We start from the raw sequence: 24,296 nt of genomic DNA, 5'->3' as shown, positions 1-24,296 counted from the left end.
CAGTACAGATTTCAGTGGTGCGATCATGAAAGCGACAAGAACGATCAATAAAATCCGCTACGGTCGGAAATCCGGCCCCATGACAGCCTACATTTATCACGATAATCTGACTGAACTGAATCCATTTGTCCTCTGGGATCATTTTGATGCCAACGGCATCAAAGAAGAAACCGGGCTCGATTTCCACGGTCATTCCGGTATAGAAGCCTTCAGTTACCCTGTCACTGGCACCCTACACCATACAGACTCCTGTGGTTGCTCCGTAACCATGCGAACCGGTGATATCCAGGTAATGACCACTGGGCGGGGCGTGATCCACAAAGACACCATGCAGCCGCTGGGCGGACGTGCCGAATCCTTTGCGCTCTGGACGGCACTCCCGGCAGGGGAGCAGGAAATGGCGGAAGCCGCCAGTCAGTACACCAGTACTGACAGCCTGCCGCTGGTTGAAGAGATGGACGCAACGACGAAAGTCTTAATCGGACAATATAAAGACGCCACCAGTCCGCTGACATCCAGCATTCCCGTCACCTATCTGGATATTATGATTGCCCCGTATGGCGGCTGGTACTGGGAACCCGATGAACAGCAGGTATCCGGGTTTGTGTATCTGCGCTCAGGTTCTGTCTATATCGGTGCCAATCAGCTGTATCCGCAACAGATGGGCATCCTGAATCCTTCTGCCCTGCCCATCCACATCAAAACCAGCCGGAAAGGGGCAAGGCTGTTTCTGGTGCTGGGCCAGCCGCTCGATCAGCCGCTGCTTTGCTCCGGCGGTTCAGTCCATTCCAATGAAGAGAACCTGCACCAGGGAAATGACACCATCAGCGCATTGATGGAAAGTCAGGCCGTGCATCAGCCGACCTGACCCGGCGCTCTGATGATTTACTCGCGGTGGCCAAACCGGCAGGTTCCGTCGGACTGAAACCAGACGGCCTGTGTTTTCTTTTTGGCGATCAGCAACGGGCCATCATCAAAGAACAGAAAGTTCTTCCAGTGTCGCTGAAATACAGCCCAGGTCGTTTCAATCAGATTATATTTCTCATAACAGAAATATACAGGCGTATTGTCTTCCCAGGTCAGGAACTCGGCCAGCGCTTCCGGCAGGGCTGGATCATCGCCGTCCCATGCCGTTTGCCAGTCTGTCTTTTCAATCCAGTTTTTATCCTGATTCGGCCAGTCACCGCTTCCGAAATGATCGGCATCCGGGCTTTGCGCACTGATATGCTCTCGCCACAACGTCGCTGAACGCGCCTGAGTCAACGGTTTGATTTGAGCCAGATCATCAGCCGGGACAGGCATAGATGCGTGCGTGAAAATCCACTTGCGGGAATAAGCGTTGATATCGATATAGTGCATGATCAAATTCGGAAAACAATGAGACCGGGAAATGTACCGCAGATAACGACGTGTTACCAGAAAGGGGCGAATTTTGTCAGGGGAAATCCATGTAAAGGACTGCGTTTCACTGCACGACAAGGGGCAGCCCCGGCAGGACTGACCCCGACACGTCATTCTCACTTATTTGATGCGACCGACCGGATTCAGTCTGGGATCAATGTATTCACAGCACACCGGGGCGGCATAAGATTTAATTTTTCCTAGCACCATCACCGGATGCTTTGTAAAACTGATCTGCTTTGGAGTTTTGGTCTTACTTCGCATTCCAGAAATTGCTGACCCAGCCACCCGCCTGCTCATCAAAATGATTGCCACTGAATAAGTGGTTATCACCATTGTCAGTCACATGTGCTCTGGATTCCAATAACTGATAAATATGATTTGCCATAGGATCATCGCTGCCTTCAAGCCGTTTTCTGGTCGCAACCTCCTTAATAATTTGCAGCCGATAGGCACCGTTTGCCTTCTTCATCCTGTCCTCCCACGCTCTTTTCGTTCACTTTGCTTCAGGTACATGCCGCAAGGGCTCATAAAACATAGGTTCGGACCTCAAAAGCGTCAAATTTTCGACATCTCATTGTCACATTGATTTGCTAAGGCCGAAAAACAGAACAAACCACTTTTCAGTCAATTAGCGTTTTCTGCTGCTCTGAAGGTGGCAGCCTATCGCGTGGGACTTCATTTAAGTGACTGAATTTCATGACCTCGTACTGACATAAAAACTTCATACAATGGATATGCTGTCGCCATGTATTGTCAGACAATAGAGAGCAGGTATCTGGGCTTTTTCCTGACTGACATTGTACTCAGCCGGAACTCAACCGGCGTGCAGATTGTCTCAGCAATGGATAACAACAATCGTTCGATCTGCTAAGTTAATTAGGTGGCCTGTTGTATGGTTGCAACCAGACTCTGGGGAGGTTTTGTGAGTCGTTTGATTTTGTCTGCTTTCCTGACGTTCAGCATGGCGTCATCCGCTGCCATGGCATCTCCACCCGTGGAATGGCACCAATGTGTCAAAACGCTCACCTACGATCTTTATTACGGCAGCCATAAAATCGGCTTTTTTGAGCGTAAGCTCAGCTGGGAAAACAATCAGCAGGTCGAAATCCGCTCCCGCAGTAAATTGTCGGCTTTGGTGATGAAAACAAATTTTGAACAGCAAACGCGATTAGTCTGGTCCGACTTAAAAAATTCCTTCATTACGCAGTCTTTCAATCGCACCATTACGGGTCTGCTGGATGGCACCACACGCGGTCAGTTTAATCAGGACGGGACTCGTTCAGACATCGTCAATGATGGTGAGAAAATGAGTTTCAACAGCAGTGATCTGCCGTTGCTGGATGTGGAAGCGGTTGCCAGCCAGATGCGGCTGAACCTGATTCAGGGAAAGAAAACCTTTGACTTCAAAATGCAGGAATCGGATGACGTCAGCCATTACTACTTCCGAGTCGCCGGAGAGGAAACACTGAATACGAACTACGGTAAAGTGAAGGCGATTCGGGTCGAACAAATCAAAAAGCCCGACCGAGTCGTTAATCTCTGGTTCTCACCTGAACTGGATTACCAGCTGGTCCGGGGAACATATAAACGCAAAATCCTGGATCTGAAAGCCGTCCTGAGAAACAAGCGTGAGCACTGTCCTCAAACCTATTTCACAAGCAATCTCAGTGAGATAACTGCGCAATCAGGTGCCATGGAGCCCTGATGTTTATTTCTGAAACGCTTTTCCGCCAATGACTTTCAATGCCGGAGTCCCCCGAATCAGGGTATCTCTGGCAAAAGGCTGCTCACAGCCCGGGCAATGACAAGGGACGCGCGTATAATCTTTGACGATGCGTTCCTTGAAACACTTAACCAGGGCCCCCTTTCCGCCTTTGCGGTACTTCAACAGTAAAGTCCTGCACTGGCTGCAAAAGATTTCGACTGTTTTCTCCGGCCCCTTTTTATTGGGTTTAGCCATGTGTCCGCACCGGGTGGATCAGACGGTCAATCACCGGAAGATGCGCCGCTTCAACTCCGGCCAGATTGCCGTACTTCGGCGCATTGCGATCGTTTTCCAACGGGTGATGCCAGCCGGAAGTGGTATCAATGAAGGTTCGGGCAAAAGCATCAGAAATAGACAAACACCCTGCCAGAACCGTATCGACATATGTTTGCATGATCGGGTTGAGCTGACACGGCGGAGCCGGATTTGTTTTCACATAGACCCAGACCGACGCATCAAATTTCAGAATCTCGTGCTGTGTGATATGGGCCGGATCAACCTCCATACGAGTGTATCCCCTTTCCCTGTGGTCAAAATGCATCAGAGCATCTTCTTCGACTTTCACCAGCACGCCGTTACAGCGTCCTTCCCCGGGCATCGCCACCAGCGGCGAAATGCTGTAGGTCCTGTCAACTTTGCCCCAATGGCGTTCTAAACCTTCCACAACAGCGGGAACAGCCTGACCCGTCTGGCCAGTCCGCTGGCGGGATGCGCGATTAATTAAACTGCCGTAGCCAAAGATGTACATCGAATCCTCCAGGAAAGGTACACAACCCCTAATATGGCAACCCGAAAAAATGTGAGAAACGTTGCCATGCTTTGCGCAATGATACCAAATCGCCGCGAATAAATCGGATGTCTTTTCCCGGCCGGGCCTGTGCCAGTCTGGGCAAATCAATACGGGCCACGCATCCCAGTTTGGGGTACCCGCCTAAAGTCTGCCGGTCATTCAGCAGAACAATTGGCTGCCCGTTCGGCGGAATCTGTACTGCGCCCAGTGCGATGCCTTCAGACACAATTCCCGCAGGCCCTCCCAGAATCGCGTTGCCTTCCAGCCGGCAGCCCATGCGGTCACTTTCCGGCAGGACATGGTAGTGATTATCAAAGAACTGATTGCGGGCATCGGGCGGAAATAAATCCCACTGCGACGAAACCATCAAATGCAGTTCAGCCGGACTGTCATAGTCAGGAATAAAACGGGGCGGCACATATCGGGGATGATGGCGAATCTGACTTGGACGAATAGGCAGGTGATCTCCCTGTCTCAACGCTCTGCCTTCAACACCCCCGATTTCATTGCGAACCACAGTGGCGCGGCTGCCGAGGACACGGGGAACATCAATGCCGCCCTGAATCGCCAGGTAGGCACGCAAACCGCTACGGGCATAGCCCAGCTGGAGGGTTTGCCCCTTACGCATGACGAAAGTCGCCCAAGTGCCGACCGATTCACCATCCAGGCTGGCCTGCATTTCTGCACCGGTCAGGGCACATTCAATATCCGCATGCGCCTTGAAACTGGCCTGCCCTACCGTAATTTCCAGCTGAGCACAGTCCATCGGGTTCCCCAGCAGATAATTGGCCCAGCAATAAGCATGCAGATCTGCTGCGCCGCCCTGGCTTAAGCCCTGCCGGGCAACACCCAGCCTGCCGGTATCCTGTACCAGAGTGTGTGCCCCGGAACGCATTACTTCCAGTGTGGCCATATTTCCCCTCCGAGAGACTGAAAAGCAGTTCGGTCAACGGGTTGAAAACGCACCTGATCCCCGACCTGAAATGGTGTCATTGGCTCCTGTTGCGGGTTAAACAGGGATTTCGGACAATTCCCGATAATTTGCCAGCCGCCGGGAGACTGCGACGGATACACGGCTGTTTGCTGATTCGCGATCCCGACACTGCCGGGCGCGACACTGAGCCGGGGCTCTGCGTGACGCGGCATCGCAATGGCTTCATCCACGCTGGCTAAAAATGCAAAACCCGGCGCAAAACCAATGGCACAGACGGTATAAATCTGCCCGCTGTGCAGCGCAATCACCTCGTCGATACTCAAGCCTTTGACCTCCGCCAGTGAAACCAGGTCCGGGCCGACTTCAGGATGATAATAAACGGGTAATTCGATGAGTTTGCCGCCCGTGTGCCGGGACTTCCCCTGCCAGCGCTCATAACACAGCTGAACCCGCTCTCTGAGCAGGCGCTCCGTGACTTTATCCGGATGAAAATGAATCAGAATGGAAGTATAAGCAGGCACGATGTCAATCAGCTGATTCGTAAAGTCAGCATCTATCTGACTGGCAAGCCGGGCGATTAAAGGTGTCAGGTCGAGATCAATCTCATCGGCCAGCATGACCATCAGGCAGGTTTCAGAAACAGAATCGAATCGAATCATACCGTCATCGCCTTTCTGATATCGGCGATCGTGGCAATCGATTCAGGATTGTCACCATGCACACATAAGGTATCCGCCCGTAATGATAATATCCGGCCATTCAGCGTTGTGACGTGTCCGGACGCCAGCTCCAGTGCCTGCTGCCTGATTCTGTTGTTATCATGATGTACCGCACCGGGCTGGCTTCTGGCGACCAGTTTCCCCTGTTCATCGTAGGCACGATCAGCAAAGGCTTCGAACAGCAAACTGACCTGATATTGCTGTGCGATCGCCTCAATCGCACGGTTATCACGCTGTGCCAGCACCATCAGGCTCAGGGGAGTTGCTCGCTGGCGGTTCATTGCAGCCGTGGCTGTCAGAATCGCTTCCAGCACTGCCGGATTCCCCATCATGTCATGGTAAAGCGCACCATGTGGCTTCACATAAGCCACATGTCCGCCGTGCAGCTGACAGATTGCCTCCAGCGCACCGGTCTGATACGCCACCAGATGGCGAATTTCGACAGGGCTGTGAGGAATGCTGCGCCGTCCAAAACCGGGTTTATCGTCATAACCCGGATGCGCACCGATCATCACCTGATGCGCGACGGCACAGGCGACCGTTTCCGACATAATGTCAGGGTCTGAGGCATGAAAGCCGCAGGCAATGTTGGCCATATCAATCCAGGGCATGACCGCTGCGTCATTCCCCATTTGCCAGCAACCGAAGCTTTCACCCATATCACAATTCAGTTTCATGCAAATCCTTAGCGCTCGCTGAAATCATCCTACCTGATTCAATTATAACGAGTTTGCCAAACATTCACCCGAAGTCACAAGCAATGCCGTTTCGCAATGACAATACCGTCAGCTTATCCGGATCTTCCTTGCCGCTGGAATGAGATATTTGAGTCTAATCATTGAGGTACGTCACGCAAAGCTGACCGGCGTCCACTGTGTCGGGGAGTTCCTGAAGGGTTTTGGCCACAGCTCTTTCCCGGATCCCTTCGATGACCCGTATACCGGCACCTTCATCAGCGCGAAGGGAATTGATACTTTCAGGCAGGAAGAGCATCCACAAAATGCCGTAGAATTTATGAATCCGGCTGGTATCTTCCCGGCTGTAGAGCGTTTTTCCCTGATGCTCGATCGTTACTTTGCTCTCGACATGAGAAAGCCAGTACGTCGGGAGTAAACCCAGGGTATACATAGAAATCGTCCCGGCAATATTATCATCGCCGTAATCATTACCGGCATCGGTAGATACTTTCATCTGGTAAACGGACGGTGTATCACCGCAGTAGTCCACATAGCGATCCACAACAACGTCTTCGAGATCACCTCCCACATATCCTGCACATCCCTGAAGCAAAAAGAGTGTGATCAGGCCTGGTAGCATCCTTTTCATGAGCCGACCTTACTGTTGAGCAGGTATTCACAGTGTAAGCAAAGTTAGGTCGCTTAACATTGCCTTCCTGATGAACCCCCGGGTAAAAAAACGGCCGCTCAGTGAGCAGCCGTCGAATCAAACATGCAGAAAGCTGTTCATGCAAAAAACATTACTTCTCTACACGGTTCATGTATTTGTGTTCCAGTGTGTTCACACGGATTCGATCGCCATTGGCAATGTACTCAGGCACCTGAACTGTCAGACCTGTGCTCAGCACGGCAGGCTTGGTACGCGCACTTGCAGAAGCACCTTTGATAGACGGATCAGTTTCCACGATATCCAGATCAACAGTAGAAGGCAGTTCCAGCGCAACAGGTGCACCATTCACAACCAGTACGTGCAGACCCTGAATATCTTCCGTGATAAACAGACATTCTTCTTCAATCATCTCTTTATTGAAGTGATACGGCGTGTAATCTTCATTGTCCATGAAGATGTACTCTTCGCCGTCAATGTAAGAGAAAGACGCCGGATGGCGGCTGAAATCTGCCAGCGTGATGATGTCATCGGCCTTGAAGCTCACATCCGCTTTCGCGTTCGTCGCAACATCATACATACGCATACGGTACAGGCTGCTTCCGGCGCGGCCGCTTGGGGTTAACTTGCTAATTTCCTTAACAAAGTAAACCTTACCTTCGTGTTCAATGGCTGCAGACTTTTTAATCTCACTCGCCTTTGGCATTGTCATAACTCCAATTAGTCGTTGGTCGCGAGAAAATAGCACGAAACGGCATGAAGACAAGTAGGCAACAGGAAAAAAGTGACCTTTCCGGTCACTTCATGCGGCCTGATGCAAACCCATCACATTTCAGCTGGCTTCAGCAGGTGAAACCAGCTGAAAATACGACAGTCAGGGTGTTGTTTTTATGTACTGATAAGCGATATAAATTTGAGCGCCGACCGGCGGAATCGCGGTCCCAGTAAACACAACCGATTCTGATAACGGATAATACTGCCAACCGTCAGATGTACTTCTCGGGACATCAACACCGTCTACTTTCACCGCCAGAGATGACGACAGGATCTGATGGGTCGCAGCCAGTGACAATTTGTAGCCCGCACTGGTTGCCCCGGCATTGTTGGCGACTGTGCTCATAAAGCTGTCATATTCAGAGATCTGATCGATATTCAGCACTTTCCCCAAAGTGGAAACCGCTAAATCATCATACTGACTGAGACTTGCATCTCCGGGTTTAACAATGGCATACACACGGTAGCCGTTATCCACAAACAGGTTCTGGCTGGGATCAAACGGTTGTGGTGTACTCCCGTAGTGACTGGGTTCATCACTGACAATCACCACCGACAACGACGCCCCGACGCGCGGATAACCCGCCAGCGTGACTGTCCCCTGAACCGGATCCAATGCCTTCTCAGAGAAGTAAATACCCCGCTCATTTCCGCTGCCATAAATACCCGGAATGAAATCCGTCTCAATCTGGTTCACATCGCTGGTAAATCCGGTTCCTCTGAGCACATCTGAGTCTGTAGTAATGGTACCCACTTTGAAATCAATCCCTGAAGCGCCAATCGTATTGATAAAACTCTGCGTCATGCTGCTCAGCTTATTCTGTTCATCCGACATACTGCCTGAGTTATCAATCACGAACAGAAAATCAGCTTTTGAGGTTGTCTGCTCCACAGCCCGGAACCAGTCCGCCTGTAACTCCAGCGTACTGCCCAGCGCGGCACTGATATTTTCGGAGGTCGTGGCACTGATGACATCGGCGTAACGGCCAGCATTATTTTTACCAACCAGTGTCGCCGTGATGATCAGACTGTCCGCAGCCTGCGAGTAACTCACGACAATATCAAACTGAAAATCAGTGACTGCCACTTCGGTGGAAGCGGGAGTTAACGCGTCAGTCGAACCGCCAATCTGATTCACTGCCATTTGCTGAAGCATAATTTGCAGCAGGTTCGTGGGCAGCATACTGCTGGTCAGCGTGATATTGTAGCTCGCCGAGACATCCCCGCCATCCAGAATGGTCTGAGAATACTGATCGATATGATCCCCGGCTGACGGCAGATTATTACTGACCGCATTCACCATTGATTGCAGAATCTGCTCGGCCGTTGTTCCCTGATTCAGCGCGCCACGTTCAGCCACAAAGCCTACCAGCTCAGTATTCTCCGGCGTCGGAATTGCAGCCAGCCTCAGCAATGCATTCGCCGGGGCCGGTTGCGGATTGCCGTAAATCACAGTCCCCGTGATATCCCCGGTCACAGAAGACATCGTAAAGTCATCCGGCAGGAATACCTGACGGGTATCCAGTGACACCGTCTGTGTTGCGGAAGGTGCCTGACTGACCGTAATCGTCACCGATTTTGTCTGCAGCACCAGTTTGCCGGAAGTGTCCTTTTTCTCGATGGACACGCGATAGGTATATTGCCCCAGCTCACTCCCGGCCTGCAGGTCGAGAATATTCTGCTCGTTCTGGCTTCTTGGCTGCAATACTTTGCCCGCTTCATCTTTCCAGACAATCGCATCGATCTCTGACGGATTGGTGATCGTGGCTTCCAGGACTGAACTGCCGTTAGCCAGAATCGTCGAAGGGGAGGCTGTCAGAGCGTTGATGACAGATTCTGGTGCATTGAGCGAACCATCACTGCAGAGGATCTGGGTGTCAGTCACTTCATCGCTGTCCAGCACACTGTTGGCATTTGTGTCGACACCCATGAATATTTTCTGCCCGCCTGCCGGACAGTTCACATCGTCTTTGGCAATAAAGGCAACCCCCACCAGCGCCTGATCAAAAATAGCGCTGCCTTCACCATCCGAACGCTGCTGACCGTTATTGCAAATATATTTGGAAGACACATATTCTGCTTCATCCAGCTGAGCATTTTGATTGTCATCATACCCCGCGATAATACGTAATCCGCCTGATGCGCAATGTTCGTTATTCACAGCCAGCACCTCTGTTCGGATCAGTGCTGTTTTTGCGGTGCCGGACGGATCATCGTTGTCATCATCCCAGCAGGCCGTTAACGTGCCGGCCATCACAGCCAGCATTGCGACTTGAATTTTCCTTTTCATTTCTTCACCTAACACTTTGACATTGAACGGTTATTTTTTCTGAACAAATCACCGTCTGCTCCTGATCATTCAGGAGCACGTCAGACGTACATCGATTCGGAATGAGTTATCAGCTGCACAAAGCTCATAAGTGCAACTATGCAACGGAGTGTGGTCAATCCATGTAAGAAATGGAACATAGAACGGATTTTCAGACGGTGAAATTCATAATTTCACCAATTTAATTTGATGTAATCGGTATTATTGACACGATATTGGCAGGACATTTTTAGCTGCGGGCAAAAAAAAATCCCCCTCGGCTTTCACCTGAGGGGGATATACGCAATCAGAAACGACGGATTCAGGATTCCAGATTCATCACAATCCGGCCTGTGATTTCACCTTTCATCATGTCATCGAAAATATCGTTGATATCTTCCAGCGCTTTGACTTCCGTAATGGCTCTCACTTTGCCTTCAGCGGCAAATTGCAGGCATTCCTGCAAATCTTGCCGGGTACCGACAATCGAACCAATCACTTTAATGCCGTTCAGCACGGTATCAAAAATCGGAATCGGCATTTCATCCGGCGGCAAGCCAACCAGTACGCAGCTGCCGCCACGACGGACAGAACGGTACGCCTCTTCGAACGCTGGTTTGGAAACCGCGGTACAGACCACACCATGCACGCCGCCCACCAGACGATGAATCGCTTCCGATGGTTTTTCTTTCATGAAATCGATGCAATGTTCTGCACCCAGCTCTTTTGCCAGCGCCATTTTCTCCGCACCGGTATCTACTGCAATCACGTTCATTCCCATGGCTTTGGCATATTGCACGGCCAGGTGCCCCAGCCCGCCTACACCAATCACAGCCACCCACTGACCCGGTTTTACCTCGGCCACTTTCAGTGCTTTATAGGTAGTGACACCAGCGCAGAACAAGGGTGCCGCATCGACATAAGACAGACCTTCGGGGATCTTCACCACATACTCACCGTGCGCCAGACAGTATTCTGCGTAACCGCCATCCACGGAGTAACCGGCATTATGCTGATCCAGACACAGGGTTTCCCGTCCGGACAAACAGTATTCACAATGGCCGCAAGCCGAATACAACCAGGGCACACCGACACGATCGCCAATCTTGAGATGATGGATCTCACTGCCCACCTGAACAATTTCGCCCACCCCTTCATGTCCCGGAACCAGCGGCATTTTCGGTTTCACCGGCCAGTCACCGTGACAGGCATGCAGATCGGTATGGCACACACCACAAGCATGAATTTTCACCAGCACGTCGCGGGGTTTCACAGCGGGGACAGGGATGTCCTTAATGACCAGTTTCCCTTTGTATTCATTCACAACAGCAGCTTTCATCTATCCGGCTCCTTATACGTTATTGAAAAGCCATTGTTGAGGAAAGACTTCGGGCGGGCCTAGATCTGGATCAATATTCACCAGATTGAGTATGATCGGTCGTCGTCTGAATTGAGGATTTGTGAACACTGGCACATGCACCAGCGTTCACCAATATCAGTTTTGATGAGCCACGACCGTGATCATCGGAAGCTGAGGGTTAGTTCAGTGTGGTGACCGTATGGTTTTCCGTTGTCGACTTGATTGCCATCCTTCCTTCACCCATCGAAATAAACATCTCCATCACCATCCGGGTATCCATTTTCGACATGTAATGTAATTTGGTGTGATAAATGATGGACCCATCGCCACCGCCACTCGCCGATAGTCCTTTGCCCGCATCGGTGCTGACCTCTATCTGGTAACGGACATCAAAAAAGGCCAGATCTTCTTCGATTCTGTTTAAAGTAAACAACGTTTTAGTATTCATGGTTGCATTGCGCCCCTGACCGAAGGGTAAAGCGGTGGGTACGTCCATTGAAACCGTATCACCCACTTTCATTTTCTTCCCGTTCAGTTCATTCAATGAACCGAGCTGAGAAAATACAGTTTTGATGATTTCCTTCTGCTCTGCACTGATTGGCTTCCCTCGTGTACCTTCATAGATGAATTTGCCATCTTTGGTCCGGCGACCAGAGAAGATCACGCCTTCCATGGAGTTTTCATTTTGCGGCACTTCCTTCATCTCAGCCTGATTCATCGAAACGAACTGCCGGTTTTTCAGGATCGCCATTTCCACCGGATATGAACCATCTTCGGCGACTTTTCCGGTCGTGAATTTCTGAAGCTTCTCCACTCTGCTATCCGCAATGCTCGGCATTTTTCCGACCAGCTGCGGCGGCATCTGCCCATTATTTCCCTGATAGTTCATATACATCTGTGATTTCAGTTCATCCTGTATCGTAAATACAGTGTTCTCCATGTAAGAAAACTCCAGGGTAATCTCTTGCTGCGCATTCGCAGGAAAAGCCATCCACCCCGTCATCAGCAAGAAACAGACTGCTCTGATATTCATTGTCACCACTCATTTATATATGAACAAAAATGCACAACCCGGGAGTATATCAGCAAGTGATGCACCAATACATTCTGATGCGTTCATCCGTTTGATTTATAAAAGTAAATACAGTCATTTCATTTGTCTTTACTGTGTTTCAGTTAAAAACGCCGAGACTGTATCCAGAAATAACATCGCCGAAGGAGACGGACCGGCATCCGGTAACAGAGCACAAATATCTGCGGAAATGCTCTCTTTCAGCGGGATAAAACAAACGTGCGGCCATGGATGATTGCGGTAACTGGCAGGAACGATCGAGATATACGGACTGGCTGAAACAATTGCCATCAGCGTATTCGGCTCCACTACCTGCTGATGAATTGACAGCGACACCCCCTGCGCGTTACATAAATCCATCATATATTGAGAAGAAGCCGAGTTTTCCTGATGAAGCAACACAAAGGCTTCCTCTGATAATTCGCGGACAGAGATCGCCTTTCGGGACTTGAGCGAGTGCTGATCCGAAACCACCACCAGCATCTCTTCCCGGAACACAGACTTCACACCCAGAGGGTCACAATGCAAAGTATCTGCGTAGCGAACCAGGCCAATATCAATACTGTGGTTAGCTAAAGCTTGCTTCTGTTTTTTCGGCGCCATTTCCAGCAACTGGATCCTGATTTCCGGATATTGTTGCTGAAACGCCCGGATGGCCTCACCAAATCCCGCCCAGAATACAGAACTCATCAAACCGATATTCAGCGTGGATGCCTGCGCTCTGCCAACCTGCTGTACCCGGTTCAGAGACACGTCGATTGTGTCAAAAATCCGCACACATTCCTGCCAGAGTTGTTTGCCTTCCGCCGTCAGCGTGACGTTACGGGTGTCCCGTTCAAACAACGCAACGCCCAGCAATGATTCCAGCGCCTTGATTTGAGCACTCAATGGTGACTTGGTGATATTGAGCCGTTTGGCTGCCTGAGTGAAATGCCCGCTCTGTGCTACTTCCCGGAAATAGCGCAGCATTTTCAGTGTGACGTGCTGACTCCGTTTGATGCCTGTTTTCATGCTCAGTGCCCTGATCTGGTTTCACCACCATTCTGTGCTGAATATCAGAACAATCAAACTATTTTTAGCGATTTTTACGGAACAAATATTCAGCTACAGTCATTCTGTCCCATCAAAAACCTTCAAGGAATCCTGATATGTCGATCGATCCGGTTAACCATGCATTAGAAACCATTTATGCCCGAAAACCCGGCTTTCAGCCCAAAGCTGCCTTTATTCTGGGTTCAGGTCTGGGCGTTCTTGCAGATGAGCTGGAAGAGCGTGTCGTGATCCCCTATGAGTCTCTCGACGGATTTCCCGTCAGTACCGTGGAAGGCCACTCCGGCGAACTGGTGCTGGGGAAAATGTTCGGTAACGAGGTCGTCTGCATGAAAGGACGTGGCCACTATTACGAACATCAGTCGATGAAAGTCATGACCAACCCGGTTCGTACCTTTAAACGACTGGGCTGTGAATTCCTTTTAGTCACCAATGCGGCAGGTTCGCTCCGTCCGGAGCGCATTGATGTGGGCTCGTTGGTCATTTTTAATGATCACATCAACACAATGCCGGAATCACCCATGACTGGCCCGAATGATGATCAGTACGGCCCGAGATTTTTCAGTCTCGCCAATGCGTACGATAAAAACTTGCGCGAAGAAGCCAAAGCCGTTGCCGTGAGTGAAGGCATCCCTGTCAATGACGGCGTGTTTGTGTCCTATACCGGACCCAACTTTGAAACCGCGGCTGAAATCCGCATGATGCAAATCATCGGTGGTGATGTGGTGGGTATGTCTGTGGTGCCAGAAGTGATATCAGCCGCACACTGTGGCCTGCCGGTCCTGGCGGTTTGCGCCATTACCAATATGGCTGAGGGCCTGAGTGATGTTCAGCTTTCTCATGAGCAAACCCTGCGTTGTGCCAAACTGGCTGAAAAAGACTTTATCCACTTAATCAAAGCCTTCATCAGACAGCATTTCGGCAATGCCAGGGTCAATGCATAACTCATCGGTCCGATCTGAGTGCACAGGCGCAATCGCCTGTGCATCACTTGTGGTCCGCTTTTATTCAGCCGCGGGATCAGTTCAGTGTGACTTGGGTTGAGATTTCTGTCGATGCTTTCAAGACCAAACGTCCAATTTCAACACGGGTGGAAGTATTCAGAACATACCGCGTATTTTGTTCCGGAATATAGTGATGCTTGATGTCATAAATCATCATTCCGCCACCCGAAAGCTCGGCATTCGTCCCGCTGCGAATATCCAGCGCTGTCTCCGGCTCTACCTTCAGATCGAAATAAGCTTTCTGATCCTCAACTTTCTTCAGTGTAAAAAGCACATTCACAGACTCACTGATTTGATGATCGGCCAGCTCATCAATTGGCATTTTGACAGGAAGTGTTTCACCAACTTCAAATGTCTTCTGATTCAGGTCGGCGTACATCATTGCCTGAGGCAGCAATTCAATCACGCCATCATCATCAAATTTCACGCTGGAATCGCTCAGTGTTTTTTCATAATGAATCTCGCCATTTTCAGCATGCTTTGCTAATAAGCTGACTCCCTCGAATGGAGACGGCTGTTGATTCATCAGTGTCATGGCAGACCCATTTTCAGAAGAGAAATTGCGAAACTTCTGAATATTCATTTCAATTGGAACAGAGCCGTCTGCGGCAACATCTGCAGTAGAAAGCTTCACTACTTTTTCAGATCTCATTTTCAGATCATTGGGTATCGTACTGAGAAAAATCATCAATTCCGGTGTTTTCCGGCCCTGATAATCCATATCCATTTCTACATTGAGGTTTTCTTCTAAAGTGAATGTTTGATTGGGCAGAAAACTTAAATCAACCGTGACTGAATCTTGAGCAAAAGCAGGAAACGCCGCCAACTGGACACAAAACAGAAGTGCTGTTTTTTTTATATTCATTGATTACAACTCATTGAAGAAAAATTTCATCAAGTATGCTTATACTTTGATATGCAATGAATTATGCGGTCACTTTGTTATCCAGAATAAATGATATTCAACCAGTGGCGTTTATTCGTTATCTTTTGAGCCTGACTCAAAACTGGCAGCCCCTGCTGCCAGTTGTTCTGTTCATCCGCGGGAATATCCGAAGTCAGATTTATTGCGCGGTACTGAAATTTCCCAGTGAGAAAAACAGCGTTTCTCCTGAACTGTCATCTACCCCATCGTTGTCAGTGACCACAAATGCCTGTCCGGTAATGTCAAAAGTCAGGCCTTCAACTTTATCCACCACATACCCGCCGCTTAATTTCAGGTCAGGTAAAAGGTCACGAACCACTTCTTTGCGAACCAGCGGTAATTCAGTACCGAGATCAGCAGGATTGAGATCCTTCAGCCGGACTCGGGTGATCTGTTTAATCACCGCCTGTTCACCAATCTGGTTGTCCCGCTCGATCAAATACAGAGAATCACCATAAGCAGCAATTTCAGACAACCCGACCCAACCGTTCTCCACGGCTTCCAGCGGATAACGGACGGCCTGCCAACGATTCTCCTTCAAATGATACGCCAGCAGTTTGGTGGTATTTTTGGGATCATCTTTCCAGGGACGCTGTATCGCAACCCACAGCACATCACCAATTTTGGTCAGCCCCTCAGCACCGAACCGGGTTTCAGTTTCCAGCAACCGGGCGGGGAAATCGACCTGCGCCAGAATTTCACCCTGAGCATTCACATGATACAAAGCATGTGGCACCGCTTTCTGACGGTTGCCTTCAGAGGCCAGCCAGAAACCGCCGTTTCCATCCGGTGTGATCCCTTCCAGATCAAGCCCCTTTGCAGTCTTCCCGTCACGGGTTACCGGAATCATCTCCTCAATCAGAGCCGGACGCCGGCGGGCATCAATCCGGAAAATTGCAGGCTGTTTCTTGTAGAAACTATCATTTACGGCATACAAACGTCCCGGATGCTGTTCATCGGCAGCCAGCCCGGACAGAGCCCCCCAGCCAACTGGCTGACCACGGTGCATCACCGACTGAATCTGCGGATACGCCGCTACGCCCTGACGCCACTCATACACCATGACATGGGCACGCGCTCCGCCTTCCTCGCCCAAATCCGTTTCATTGGCCGTCACGAACAATCCCCGGCCAGCCAGTGCAACCGCTGACTCCGGCGATATCCCGGACGGCAGCAACTGAACAAACTCCGGTGCAGCACCGGTGTCCCGATATACTCCGACAACCGAACCACGTTCAGACAACACAAAGATATACTGCTGACCACCGAAGGTGCCAACCGCCAGCCCTTCCGGCTCAATACCTTTATTTTCAGAACGTTTCTCCGGGTAATGCCCGGCCAGCGCGGCACGATGTTCTAAATCCATTCCCGATTCATAAAGCACTTTTCCGGTTGTATCGAAGATCGTAAACCCGCGGGAGCCGCCCTTGTAATCTCCTTCATTGGCGGTGACAAAGCGATGATCATCCAGCCATTTCACCGCATCCGGTTCCCGACGGACCTGATGCAGCGAACCATCAAAATGCAGGGCTTTTTCCTGTTTGATATCGACATGATCCAGATTCACTTCCCCCGCAGAGAAATGATTGACCACTTGACCGCTGCGGCCATCGACAATGACCAGATGATTATTTTCCTGCAATGTCACCACAATCTGATTCTGTGCATTAATGGCAACAAATTCCGGTTCTGGATCCGCGGGAGCAATTTTCGCCAGCCCGGTCAGGCTGACCCAACGCTTTTCATCGCACACAGGCACACCGGATTTGAGTGGAATCAACACCAGACCACCCGCAGGGAACTGCGGCAGTTTACCGTCATTCAGATCTTCATCCCGCTCATTTTCAATCGCCACGGCCACAAACGACTTATCCGGCGAAATGGCGACCGAGTCCGGCTGCCCGCCCAAATCACAACGGGACACTTCCTGCTGTGATGAAATCCGCCAATGCGCGAGATAACCGCCCGGTCGTGCGTAGCTCTCAGAGGTATTCACAGCAATCAATGCCGAATCCAGCGTTACATCCAGCGACGTTGGTTCACCATCCAGTACGAAGAAACCTGCTGGCTTTGGCTGACGCGGATCGCCCAGATCCACAATCCCGACACCTTCTGAAGGACTGTCGGTATACAACACAAATCGCTGGTCATCCGTGGCTGCAATAATTTCTGCCGATGTCTCATGCCGCCCGGACAGAGTCGCCGGAAGATTGAGATAAGTCGGGAACGCACTGATGCGCTGAAAACGCCAGGAGTTGTCCGCCTTTGCTGAAGCTGCGTCAGACATTGCAGACATCAGCGCCAGACCAACCGTCACAGCCAGTGCCAGCCCATTTATGTTACTTTTCATCGTCATTCCTTAACTGATTCAAAAGACAATAATTTTTCATCAGGCATATGACACTGGGGTGACGAATACATGTCAGGGATAAGACATACAATGCACATTTTCGGCTGCCGGCCTGTGTATCCCTTGTTCAAAGAGATAAACCCGAATTTTTTGTAAATTTACTACAAACACCCTTCCTAAGATCACAAAGTGGCAGCTTTGCTTGCCAGTTTTCACTTAACTTACGGGTCAAATTTTCTTGTCTTAAAGGTCAGCTTTTGGTTAAATACACTCCGTTTGGCATTATTCTTAGTCATAGAGAAACTGAATGTTGTCCCAGAACCAGATTTCACACCTGAAGTTATTTTTCTTCACTGTACTGATTAGCCTGTCTTTCCCGATCGGCAGCCACATTACAGCCACCATGGATCCGCTTATCGTCACCTGGGTGCGCTATCTGCTGGCCAGCTTACTGTTTGTCGGACTACTTGCTGTGAAGGGACAGTTCCGCATTCCTTCCGCGAAAGATTTGGGTCGTTATACGCTCATCAGCCTTCCGGCGCTGAGTTACTTCGTTGCCATGTTTATCGCCCTGCGCGACACCAGCCCGTTAGATGCAAGTGCTTTGTATACAACCGTCCCATTGATGAGTGCTGTACTGGCGGCCGTCATCTTTAAGCGTCGGACTTCACTGGCCGTGACACTTTCTCTGCTGGGCGGGATGCTGGGCGCCGGTCTGATCATTTTTCGCGGCGACTTGTCGGCTGCCGGTTCTATTGCCATGACCACCTCCAACAAGATTTATCTGCTGGGCTGTCTGGGCATGGCGCTGAACCCCATCATTGTGAAGAAGTGCTACAAAGGTGAATCGTTTGTGCATCTGACCTGCTGGACCCTGATTTGCGCCACTGGTCTGCTGACGGTGGCAACTGCACCCCAGCTGATTCAGACCGAGTGGACGCAAATTCCGGGAGATGTCTGGCTGGGTATCGGCTATCTGGCCGTGTTCGCCACCGCAATCAGCTTCTTCCTGTTCCAGCAGGGCAGCGTGGCACTGGCACCGGAGCAAGTGTCGGCCTACACCTACCTGATCCCGGTTCTGGTTCTGCTTGTGAACCGTTTTACCGGTCAGCTGGTACCCTGGGAAGAAATCAGCTACGGCGTCGTTACAGTGCTCCTGTCGATGACCGTGATGATCCGTCAGGGCTCAACAGCTAAACCAGCCGTTCTTGACCGGCAGGAACAGCAGGCGATCGCCGAATAATTCATATCTGGCCGGGGAATTCCCCGGCTTTTTTGTATCCCATCCTTGTTCCTGAGTCACTTTCCTGCCTCTGCTTCATCAATACTCTAACCACTGCGGCTACAGCAACAGGCGGTTCTCATGATATCCAGACAATCGATTCTGAGCACTCAACTGAGTCTAACAGACGGTGTCGCCCCATCTCCGGTCAAAACGCTCGACAAACACATCAAAATGACCCTGAACCCGTACCAGTTCTATAGGGGGTCGGCACAATTGTTCTATGCCGATCTGGCAACCGGCATCTTGACTTTACCCGACATGTTGCTCGCCGGCCCCGGCAAAACCATCATCATGGGCGACTGCCATCTGGCGAACTTTGGCTTTCTGACCGAAGAAGGGTCTCATGGAGATCAGGTGATCTTTTCCCCCAACGACTTTGACGATGCCTGCGTTGGCTATGGCATCTGGGACCTGGCCCGCTTCCTGATCAGCCTGTCACTCGCGGGGGATTTGGGCCGGGGGTTACTGACCGGCCAATACCTGACCGATGAAATTGAAATCACTGACGATTTGAAGAGCATTCAGGAAGATGATGTGAAAGCCGCCTGCAAAACATTTCTGTCTGCTTACCGTGATGCCCTCAAGCGCATTCTCAAAGATGAAGACGTGAGATATCAGGTCCTGAAAAAGTTTGATCATGACCATGTCCTCAATGCCTGCTGCCGAAAAGCAGCTAAGCGTGCCGCAGGAGGAGACGATTTTTATACAAAAAGCCAACTGGCGAAGTCGACGGTATTTGAAGACGGAAAATTACGATTTACCGAGAACCCATTCAAATATAAACGGCTCCATGAAAAGGACTATCTGGCACTGGAAACCACTTTCCGTCCTTATCTGGATGATGAGATCCTCGATATTGTGGCGCGGTTGGGCGCAGGAATCGGCGCAAACCATGCCAAGCGATATTATTTTCTGGTCGGCCCGGCTGAGTTACACGATATTCATGATTTGTCACTCTGCCACATTGTTGAGGTGAAACAGCAATGCCCGGCGTCCCCCACGCTTGCTTTTCCGGATGTCAGCCCGGTGAATACCCTGAACCCGGCTCATCTTGCCGCGAACTGCCAGCGTCAGCTGCAGCGACGCCCGGATTTACTGCTCGATGAAGTTGTCTGGAGGAAAAAACAATGGCTGGTTCGCTCACGCCACCATGCCCGCCTGTCGGTGAAACCTGAGTCATTAATCCTTCAGAAAAAACATCCCGGTGAGGCATTCTGCCAATACGCGAATGCTTGCGGTATCGCTCTGGCCCTGGCACATTCACGCGGTGACCGTCGTTCAGTGCGCTTCGAACACTTCATGGTTGAGCTGCTGCCAGAACACGACAAAGCATTAACCGATGCCTGTCTGGAATACAGTGAGCAGGTCATCCAGGACCACGCTTTACTGTGCGACATCATCCGACTCTCAGGCCACATCAGTCCTCATAAATCCGCGACTGAGCCGACTGTTCATAATTGCCCCACCCGCGGTACATGCCTTCCGTATTGAAACATAACACCAGATTTCCCCTGGCATCGACGGCAATCACCCCGCCTTCTCCGCCAGTTGACGGCAAGTCTTCAAAAACAACGGCAGTGGCCGCAGCATGCAGTGTCTGTCCGCCAAACTGCATTCGGGCAGCGATATTGTGTGCGGCCACATGACGCAGAAAATGCTCACCATGACCGGTTGCCGAAACGGCACACGTCAGGTCGTTGGCATAAGTCCCGGCACCAATCACCGGAGAATCACCGATACGGCCAAACTTCTTATTGGTAATCCCGCCGGTTGAAGTCGCAGCGGCCAGATGCCCTTTCCGGTCCAGTGCAACGGCGCCCACGGTGCCGTATTTGTAGTCACTGGCCGTCGGCTCCAGTATGACGGCTTCAACCGCTTTGGCGGTGTCAAGCTGCTGGCGACGCAGCGGGGTGGTGAACCAGTGATTGTCGACCTGAGGCAGGCCTTGTGCCCTCGCAAACGCTTCAGCCCCTGCCCCGCCCAGATATACATGTTCAGAATTCTCCATGACCGCACGGGCGACATCCACCGGGTTCGGGCTGAAACGGATTCCGCTGACCGCCCCGGCCGCCAGTGTGTGCCCGCACATGATAGCTGCGTCCAGTTCATGACCGCCGTCGCTGTTCAGCACGGCCCCATGTCCGGCATTGAACCAGGGGCAGTCTTCCAGACTGCGGACGGCCTGCTGAACCACATTCAGCGCAGACTCGCCCGCAGCCAGATGTTGCCGGGCTGCTTCCACCATTGTTGACAGCACCGACAGAATTTCGGTTTCCTGTTCCGGTGTCAGTTTGCCTTTGGACAGCGCCCCGGCACCGCCGTGAATGGCAATGGCATACGTTTCATTCATGACAGATTCTCCCTGAACCCTCTTTCATGCAGCTCAACACGATTCTTTCCCCTCACGCACATCAACCAATGAATATACGCACCCTGGCATTAATGCATAAAACGAGCAATCAGACGATTCAACGCATCAATGCCATCAACCTGACGCCGGGTACGCTGCACAGACGTTTCTGAGATCGCTGCTGTTTCTCTGGACAGCTCAGAGATGTTGACGATCTTCCGGTTGATGTCCTGACTCACCAGAGCCTGTTGTTCAACCGCAGAGGCAATTTCCTGGCTGGTTCCGGTCACCTGACCAAGCGAGTCAAAAATCAACCGCAGGACTTCACCGGTTTCATCCGCCCGCTGTTTGCATTCTCCGGAAAGCTGATTACCCTGCTCTATTGCGCTGACCGAGCGTTTCACCAGCAACTGAAGCTGATCAATCATGGTGTGCACTTCCCCGGCTGAGGACTGGGTTTTCTCTGCAAGATGCCTGACTTCGTCGGCCACCACGGCAAATCCTCTTCCGGCATCCCCGGCCCGGGCAGCTTCAATCGCTGCATTGAGCGCCAGCAGATTAGTCTGCTCTGCAATGGATGTGATCACCTCCAGAATACTGTCGATTTTCTGGCTGCTTTCTGACACGGCGAAAATCACCGATTGCGCATCTTCCAGCTCCTGATCCAGTGCATTCACCGCCGCAATCGTCTGCTGAATACTGCCCAGTCCTTCCTGGGTGGCTTCTCTGGATGCATCCGTCAGCGACTGCGCTGCAGAAGCCGCAACAGCGATGTCGTTAATCGACTGAGTCAGTTCACTGATCACCGTCGCGATGGCATCCGTTTCCTGACTTTGCAGCTCCAGTGTGGTGCCCACATGCTGAACGGTCGCCAGTTCTTCCTCTGCTGCGGATAAAATACCGGCTGAGGTGCCTTCTGCTCTGGCAGCCAGCGCCCGAAGCTCCGCCCCTTTTTTGATCAATGCCAGCTCAAAGGGGGAAAAGTCATCTTCATGGCCGGTGTACAGCTTTTCCATCAGCGGATTATCATACGCCGCTTTTGCAAGCTGTGTGACTGCGGCCAGACGTCGTCCCTGACGATATGAAAGCCACAGGCCGCCCGCGCCCAGCAACATACTCGCAACGAAGCACGCAGGCACATCAAACACCACTCCCCCTGCGGTAAGCAGGAGTTGTATTCCCCAAAACACAGTCATCATTTTCTGCTGACTCAGCCGGGGCACCGCCCGGACCTTGCCCTGTTTCAGCGAGTGGTAGAACAACACCGCCCGTTTCACCTGATCTTTTGAAGGCGCAGTGCGGACCGACTGATATTCCGTCACTTCACCGTCCTGATTCCGGATCGGGGTGACAAATGCCGTGACCCAGTAATACCGGCCATCCTTACAGCGGTTCTTCACCAGTCCCATCCAGCTTTTGCCCGACTTCAGGTACTGCCACATCTGAGCAAACGCCGCTTTGGGCATATCTTCATGCCTGACCATATTATGGGGATGACCGAGCAGTTCTTCCGGCGTGAAGCCAGACACGGCGCAAAAATCGTCATTGGTGTACGTTATATGACTCTCCGGGTCCGTCGTCGAAATCAGGTTCAGGTGATCACTGTAGGTCTTTTGTTCTTCTGAATAAGTTGTCATTGTGATGATGATTCTCTTATTTGTCCCTGTCCCTCATGCCATCCTGCATGCAGGCCAAAGTTGATGTGAGTAAATGAATACCGATGCACATCATAAAATTGGAAGGAGAATCACATTTGATTCAGGTCAGAACTTTTCAGCATTCTTTACAAAGATGTATCACAATTGTGATCTGACTGACTGAAACCGGCCGAAGTACTATCCGTCAAACTGATCTTCCTGCTGGCTTTGAGACTTGTGTCTTCGGCAGCGTTCAGAGCAATACTTCACATGTTCCCAGCAATGCCGCCACTTTTTACGCCAGGTAAATGGCCTTTGGCAGACCGGACAAATTTTGGTCGGTAACGGACAGACAGCCATCATGATGCCGTCAGGTATGGTGGGTATGTATTGGATTGACGAGTGAAAAACGCAGAAACGAGACTTAAATCCATACCAGATGCTCGGAGTCTTTTTCCCGCAAAAATGCAAATTCCTGAAAGAGCTCCAGTACTTCTCCGCCCCGGCGATACCTCAGCAACATGCCGCGATCACCCATCGACATCGCACCGTCAATATAAACCCGGTTGCCACAGACTTTGGGTTTCAGACCGGACACAATGTTATGCCCCATCAACACGGCATCAATATGAGCAATGTTGGTATCCGGGTCATGCGAAAATGCTTTTCTGTCCCACAGCGCATAGGTCAGGTCTTCGTGGGTCAGGCATCCCGCATCACATTGCCGGGTAAACGCCTGCCAGTCATAAGGCTCGGGAACACCGGCGTGTACCAGCCCTATCTGATGGCCGTTAATCTGAAGGGTGTAACAAAGAGGCAGACTGGCAGCGAAGGTGAGCATCTCCGACAGCGTTTCCTGATCACAGTCTTCATGCCAGCGACCGCCATTCATCAGCCACAAGGCTTTGTCACTGCCTTCATGGATGGCCTGCATCGCCATTTGTTCATGATTACCCTGAATCGCATAAAAAGCCGGGTTCTGCTGAACGGTCTGAAGAAGACGTAATGAATCCGGCCCGCGGTCAATCAGATCTCCCAGAATAAACAGCCGGTCCCTGACTTTACCGTTTTCCGGCAAACGAAATCCCACTTTATCCAGTACGTCCTGCATTAACCCGAACTGGCCATGGGGGTCAGAGAGGAAATAAATATCATCGTGCGTGTCGAGCTGAAGGTATTCATGCATCGCTTTGCCAGCCGTGTCATTCCATTGCCTGAATTAAGT

At 51.1% G+C, this 24,296-nt stretch carries 24 protein-coding genes; 5 read left to right on the top strand and 19 right to left on the bottom strand.

Annotated features, from left to right (window positions below; all coding sequences use genetic code 11):
- Positions 1–25 precede the first annotated feature (25 nt).
- On the top strand, positions 26–868 hold the full coding sequence (locus tag L4174_RS06170) for a pirin family protein (protein WP_248139585.1): 843 nt from the start codon (positions 26–28) through the stop codon (positions 866–868).
- A 17-nt stretch (positions 869–885) separates the two neighbouring features.
- Here the strand turns inward: L4174_RS06170 and L4174_RS06165 are convergent, their stop codons facing one another.
- Both L4174_RS06165 and L4174_RS06160 read right to left on the bottom strand, forming a co-directional pair.
- Complete coding sequence (locus L4174_RS06165) at positions 886–1,359, bottom strand: DUF2947 domain-containing protein (RefSeq protein ID WP_248139583.1); 474 nt, start codon at positions 1,357–1,359, stop codon at positions 886–888.
- Positions 1,360–1,654: 295 nt separating this feature from the next.
- Entirely contained in the window at positions 1,655–1,873 is a 219-nt protein-coding gene (locus L4174_RS06160) for a hypothetical protein (RefSeq protein WP_248139582.1), read from the bottom strand.
- Between the two features lie 453 nt (positions 1,874–2,326).
- On the opposite strand from L4174_RS06160, the gene L4174_RS06155 reads away from it, so the two are divergent.
- Entirely contained in the window at positions 2,327–3,109 is a 783-nt protein-coding gene (locus L4174_RS06155) for a DUF3108 domain-containing protein (protein WP_248139581.1), read from the top strand.
- A 3-nt stretch (positions 3,110–3,112) separates the two neighbouring features.
- Here the strand turns inward: L4174_RS06155 and L4174_RS06150 are convergent, their stop codons facing one another.
- The 11 genes from L4174_RS06150 to L4174_RS06100 all read right to left on the bottom strand — a co-directional run bounded on the left by L4174_RS06150 (position 3,113) and on the right by L4174_RS06100 (position 13,481).
- A complete protein-coding gene (locus L4174_RS06150; RefSeq protein ID WP_248139579.1) occupies positions 3,113–3,364 on the bottom strand; it encodes a hypothetical protein in 252 nt (83 codons plus the stop codon).
- Complete coding sequence (locus L4174_RS06145) at positions 3,357–3,917, bottom strand: gamma-glutamylcyclotransferase family protein (RefSeq protein WP_248139577.1); 561 nt, start codon at positions 3,915–3,917, stop codon at positions 3,357–3,359. The genes L4174_RS06150 and L4174_RS06145 overlap by 8 nt, the downstream gene beginning before the upstream one ends.
- A gap of 28 nt (positions 3,918–3,945) precedes the next feature.
- On the bottom strand, positions 3,946–4,872 hold the full coding sequence (locus L4174_RS06140) for a biotin-dependent carboxyltransferase family protein (protein WP_248139575.1): 927 nt from the start codon (positions 4,870–4,872) through the stop codon (positions 3,946–3,948).
- On the bottom strand, positions 4,854–5,552 hold the full coding sequence (gene pxpB, locus L4174_RS06135; RefSeq protein ID WP_248139574.1) for a 5-oxoprolinase subunit PxpB: 699 nt from the start codon (positions 5,550–5,552) through the stop codon (positions 4,854–4,856). The genes L4174_RS06140 and pxpB overlap by 19 nt, the downstream gene beginning before the upstream one ends.
- On the bottom strand, positions 5,549–6,289 hold the full coding sequence (locus tag L4174_RS06130) for a 5-oxoprolinase subunit PxpA (RefSeq protein WP_248139572.1): 741 nt from the start codon (positions 6,287–6,289) through the stop codon (positions 5,549–5,551). Before L4174_RS06130 ends, pxpB begins: the two co-directional genes overlap by 4 nt.
- A gap of 154 nt (positions 6,290–6,443) precedes the next feature.
- Complete coding sequence (locus tag L4174_RS06125) at positions 6,444–6,938, bottom strand: hypothetical protein (protein ID WP_248139570.1); 495 nt, start codon at positions 6,936–6,938, stop codon at positions 6,444–6,446.
- A 151-nt stretch (positions 6,939–7,089) separates the two neighbouring features.
- Entirely contained in the window at positions 7,090–7,662 is a 573-nt protein-coding gene (gene yeiP, locus L4174_RS06120) for an elongation factor P-like protein YeiP (protein ID WP_248139568.1), read from the bottom strand.
- A 168-nt stretch (positions 7,663–7,830) separates the two neighbouring features.
- Positions 7,831–10,020 (bottom strand): VWA domain-containing protein, encoded by a 2,190-nt coding sequence (locus L4174_RS06115; protein WP_248139566.1) that lies wholly within the window; start codon positions 10,018–10,020, stop codon positions 7,831–7,833.
- Between the two features lie 340 nt (positions 10,021–10,360).
- Complete coding sequence (gene adhP / locus L4174_RS06110) at positions 10,361–11,377, bottom strand: alcohol dehydrogenase AdhP (RefSeq protein WP_248139565.1); 1,017 nt, start codon at positions 11,375–11,377, stop codon at positions 10,361–10,363.
- Between the two features lie 199 nt (positions 11,378–11,576).
- Entirely contained in the window at positions 11,577–12,431 is an 855-nt protein-coding gene (locus L4174_RS06105; RefSeq protein WP_248139564.1) for a hypothetical protein, read from the bottom strand.
- Positions 12,432–12,560: 129 nt separating this feature from the next.
- The gene (locus tag L4174_RS06100; RefSeq protein WP_248139562.1) at positions 12,561–13,481 is read right to left on the bottom strand and encodes a LysR family transcriptional regulator; all 921 of its coding nucleotides are present in this window, start codon (positions 13,479–13,481) and stop codon (positions 12,561–12,563) included.
- A gap of 137 nt (positions 13,482–13,618) precedes the next feature.
- Here L4174_RS06100 and xapA point away from each other — a divergent pair, with 137 nt between their 5' ends.
- Positions 13,619–14,464, top strand: a complete 846-nt coding sequence (gene xapA / locus L4174_RS06095) for a xanthosine phosphorylase (protein ID WP_248139561.1) — start codon at positions 13,619–13,621, stop codon at positions 14,462–14,464.
- A gap of 76 nt (positions 14,465–14,540) precedes the next feature.
- On the opposite strand, the gene L4174_RS06090 is transcribed toward xapA, so the two are convergent.
- Complete coding sequence (locus L4174_RS06090; protein ID WP_248139559.1) at positions 14,541–15,389, bottom strand: hypothetical protein; 849 nt, start codon at positions 15,387–15,389, stop codon at positions 14,541–14,543.
- A gap of 199 nt (positions 15,390–15,588) precedes the next feature.
- The gene (locus L4174_RS06085) at positions 15,589–17,799 is read right to left on the bottom strand and encodes an esterase-like activity of phytase family protein (protein WP_248139557.1); all 2,211 of its coding nucleotides are present in this window, start codon (positions 17,797–17,799) and stop codon (positions 15,589–15,591) included.
- Between the two features lie 307 nt (positions 17,800–18,106).
- Here L4174_RS06085 and L4174_RS06080 point away from each other — a divergent pair, with 307 nt between their 5' ends.
- Positions 18,107–19,042: a DMT family transporter gene (locus L4174_RS06080; RefSeq protein ID WP_248139556.1), complete on the top strand. Its 936-nt coding sequence runs from the start codon at positions 18,107–18,109 to the stop codon at positions 19,040–19,042.
- A gap of 120 nt (positions 19,043–19,162) precedes the next feature.
- Complete coding sequence (locus tag L4174_RS06075; RefSeq protein WP_248139554.1) at positions 19,163–20,575, top strand: DUF2252 family protein; 1,413 nt, start codon at positions 19,163–19,165, stop codon at positions 20,573–20,575.
- Here the strand turns inward: L4174_RS06075 and L4174_RS06070 are convergent.
- The 4 genes from L4174_RS06070 to L4174_RS06055 all read right to left on the bottom strand — a co-directional run bounded on the left by L4174_RS06070 (position 20,502) and on the right by L4174_RS06055 (position 24,257).
- On the bottom strand, positions 20,502–21,434 hold the full coding sequence (locus L4174_RS06070; RefSeq protein WP_248139552.1) for an isoaspartyl peptidase/L-asparaginase family protein: 933 nt from the start codon (positions 21,432–21,434) through the stop codon (positions 20,502–20,504). The genes L4174_RS06075 and L4174_RS06070 overlap by 74 nt on opposite strands.
- Before the next feature lie 89 nt (positions 21,435–21,523).
- Positions 21,524–23,071, bottom strand: coding sequence for a PAS domain-containing methyl-accepting chemotaxis protein (locus L4174_RS06065; RefSeq protein WP_248139551.1), 1,548 nt, complete (start codon positions 23,069–23,071; stop codon positions 21,524–21,526).
- Positions 23,072–23,269: 198 nt separating this feature from the next.
- A complete protein-coding gene (locus L4174_RS06060; RefSeq protein WP_248139549.1) occupies positions 23,270–23,434 on the bottom strand; it encodes a DUF2256 domain-containing protein in 165 nt (54 codons plus the stop codon).
- A 61-nt stretch (positions 23,435–23,495) separates the two neighbouring features.
- On the bottom strand, positions 23,496–24,257 hold the full coding sequence (locus L4174_RS06055; protein WP_248139547.1) for a metallophosphoesterase: 762 nt from the start codon (positions 24,255–24,257) through the stop codon (positions 23,496–23,498).
- Positions 24,258–24,296 lie beyond the last annotated feature (39 nt).

The sequence above is a fragment of the Photobacterium sp. CCB-ST2H9 genome (genome assembly GCF_023151555.2).
Taxonomy (GTDB): Bacteria; Pseudomonadota; Gammaproteobacteria; order Enterobacterales; family Vibrionaceae; genus Photobacterium.
This window is presented reverse-complemented; position numbering and strand designations above follow the sequence as displayed.